This is a genomic window from Paenibacillus glycanilyticus (assembly GCF_023715145.1).
GTDB classification, from domain to species: domain Bacteria; phylum Bacillota; class Bacilli; order Paenibacillales; family Paenibacillaceae; genus Pristimantibacillus; species Pristimantibacillus glycanilyticus_A.
The window spans coordinates 1-213 of record NZ_JAMBNP010000098.1; the positions used below are offsets into that span (position 1 = coordinate 1).

General features: G+C 45.5%; 1 rRNA gene. It reads left to right on the top strand.

From position 1 onward, the window contains the following. Positions 1 to 213, top strand: a 23S ribosomal RNA gene (locus M3194_RS31135); the annotation flags it as partial.

Below are 213 nucleotides of genomic sequence, written 5' to 3' on the forward strand. Positions count from 1 at the left end.
ATTAGTCAGAATCAACCTCATAGGTTGTTCAAGATTTCTGACCAAATGCCCAAGCTAAAAACACCAGATTGAAGTGAAGGCTGCGACTTGGGTAGGGGAGCGTTGTATATAGGTTGAAGTCAGACCGCAAGGACTGGTGGACGGTATACAAGTGAGAATGCCGGTATGAGTAACGAAAAGACAAGTGAGAATCTTGTCCGCCGAAAGCCTAAG